This window comes from Acinetobacter sp. GN11 (genome assembly GCF_054823985.1).
This window is the reverse complement of sequence record NZ_JRVL01000183.1, coordinates 1-2,417: the sequence shown is the minus strand read 5'-3', so window position 1 is coordinate 2,417 and position 2,417 is coordinate 1. Positions and strand designations below refer to the sequence as shown.

The 2,417-nt window shown below is 39.7% G+C and carries 2 protein-coding genes; both read left to right on the top strand.

Features of this window, described 5'->3' with window-relative positions:
• Window positions 1-73: 73 nt before the first annotated feature.
• Complete coding sequence (locus tag NL42_RS15135; protein WP_461313366.1) at window positions 74-1,495, top strand: GntP family permease; 1,422 nt, start codon at window positions 74-76, stop codon at window positions 1,493-1,495.
• A 33-nt stretch (window positions 1,496-1,528) separates the two neighbouring features.
• Window positions 1,529-2,314 (top strand): 3-hydroxybutyrate dehydrogenase, encoded by a 786-nt coding sequence (locus NL42_RS15130; protein WP_461313365.1) that lies wholly within the window; start codon window positions 1,529-1,531, stop codon window positions 2,312-2,314.
• The last annotated feature ends 103 nt before the right edge of the window (window positions 2,315-2,417 follow it).

Sequence of the window (2,417 nt, the reverse complement as noted above, 5' to 3'; positions counted from 1 at the left end):
GGTTTGGGATAACCTAAATATCTTTTGGTAATTTTATTGAACCTAATATCTATTCTTTAGGGAGAAGGAATATATGTGGGAATTATTTGTAATTCTACTTTCGCTTGGGCTGTTAATGTATACAGCTTACAAGGGCTTTTCCGTCATTCTCATGGCACCAATTTGTGCCTTACTTGCTGTTCTACTCATTAACCCAGCTAATGTTTTACCGTTTTATTCGGGTGTCTTTATGCCGAAAATGGTGAACTTTATTAAAGATTACTTTCTTGTATTCTTGCTTGGCGCAATTTTCGGTAAAGTCGTTGAAATGTCAGGAATTGCTGAGTCTATTGCTAGAACCATTGTAAGATGGATTGGGGCAAAAAAGGCAATTTTAACCGTTGTACTACTAGGTGCAATTTTAACCTATAGCGGTGTAAGTTTATTTGTTGCAGTATTTGCAATTTATCCTTTTGCAAACCAGCTATTTAGACAAGCCAATATTCCAAAACGTTTAATTCCGGGAACCATCGCGCTGGGTGCATTTACATTTACCATGGATGCATTACCGGGTACGCCACAAATCCAAAACGTTATTCCAACTACATTCTTTGGTACTAATATTTATGCCGCACCATTTCTAGGCATTATTGGTGCTATTTTTGTTTTGTGTATGGGTCTGAGCTACTTAGAGTGGCGACGTCGTGCTGCTGCAAAAGCTGGGGAAGGCTTCTCTGGATTTGGAATAGACAATACAGCGTCTCAAGAAATTGAAGCCGATATGACTTTGCAAAATAATGGGAGTACAGCTCGTCAGTTTTTAGCGTTTGTACCCCTCATTCTTGTTGCAGTAATGAACAAATATTTGTCGAAAGCCATTAAAGAGTGGTATCCAAATGGCTTTGATTTTGCTGCCGTTGGTTTAGCTGATTACACTGTAGATGTTGCAAAAACTGGTGCAATCTGGGCGGTGGGTCTTGCGCTTATTGTTGGAATTATTGCTGCAATTTTATTTGACTACCAACGTGTAGTGACGAACTTTAAAGAGGGCATTAATGCCAGTATTGGTGGCTCACTTTTAGCAGTGATGAATACGGCCTCTGAGTATGGCTTTGGTGCAATTATTGCGTCATTACCGGGCTTTGCCATGATTAGTCATGCAATGAGCAGTACCTTCACAAATCCTTTAGTGAATGGGGCGGTGACCACAACCGTTTTAGCAGGTATTACCGGTTCAGCTTCTGGTGGTATGAGTATCGCTTTAAGTGCGATGGCTGAACACTATAACGCCGCGATTTTAGCTGCGGGTATTCCACCAGAAGTCATGCACCGTGTGGTTGCGATGGCATCGGGTGGTATGGATACACTTCCGCATAATGGTGCTGTTATTACTTTACTCGCTGTTACAGGTTTAACCCACAAACAGTCGTATAAAGATATTTTTGCAGTCACAGTAATTAAAACGTTAGCGGTATTTGTGGTGATTACGGTCTTTACCGTAACGGGTATTGTTTAAATCAGTGCGTTATAAGTATTAAGGAGTAAATAAATGACAAAACTTTTAGACGGTAAGGTCGCTTTTATTACAGGTTCTGCAAGTGGTATCGGTCTAGAGATTGCTAAGAAATTTGCTCAAGAAGGTGCCAAAGTTGTTATTTCTGACATGAATGTCGAAAAGTGCAAAGAAACGGCGAACTCACTTAAAGAGCAAGGTTTTGATGCACTATCTGCACCATGTGATGTAACTGATGAAGATGCTTATAAACAAGCCATTGAGCTGACTCAAAAGACCTTTGGAACCGTTGATATCTTAATTAACAATGCTGGTTTTCAACATGTTGCACCGATTGAAGAGTTTCCAACGGCTGTTTTTCAAAAGCTTGTTCAGGTTATGTTAACAGGGGCATTTATTGGAATTAAACATGTTTTTCCCATTATGAAAGCTCAAAAATATGGCCGTATTATTAATATGGCTTCAATTAATGGTTTGATTGGTTTTGCTGGAAAGGCAGGTTATAACAGTGCTAAACACGGCGTGATTGGCCTAACAAAAGTTGCGGCATTGGAATGTGCACGTGACGGTATTACAGTAAATGCTTTATGCCCCGGTTATGTAGACACACCATTGGTTCGTGGGCAAATTGCAGATTTGGCTAAAACTCGTAATGTGAGTTTAGACAGTGCGCTTGAAGATGTAATTTTGGCAATGGTTCCTCAGAAACGTTTGTTGTCTGTTGAAGAAATTGCTGACTATGCAATTTTCCTTGCGAGTAGCAAAGCGGGTGGGGTAACAGGCCAAGCTGTTGTTATGGATGGTGGCTACACAGCACAATAATTTAAGTGTTTTAAAAGCCGCTTATTTTAAATAGGCGGTTTTTTATTCGTTAAAAATTTACGATAGTCTTCTGTTCAACATAATGATTTATCTCTACTCTATT

Coding starts and splice junctions, on each gene's coding strand:
- NL42_RS15130 (WP_461313365.1), top strand. CDS start 1,529: ATGACAAAACTTTTAGACGGTAAGGTCGCTTTTATTACAGGTTCTGCA.
- NL42_RS15135 (WP_461313366.1), top strand. CDS start 74: ATGTGGGAATTATTTGTAATTCTACTTTCGCTTGGGCTGTTAATGTAT.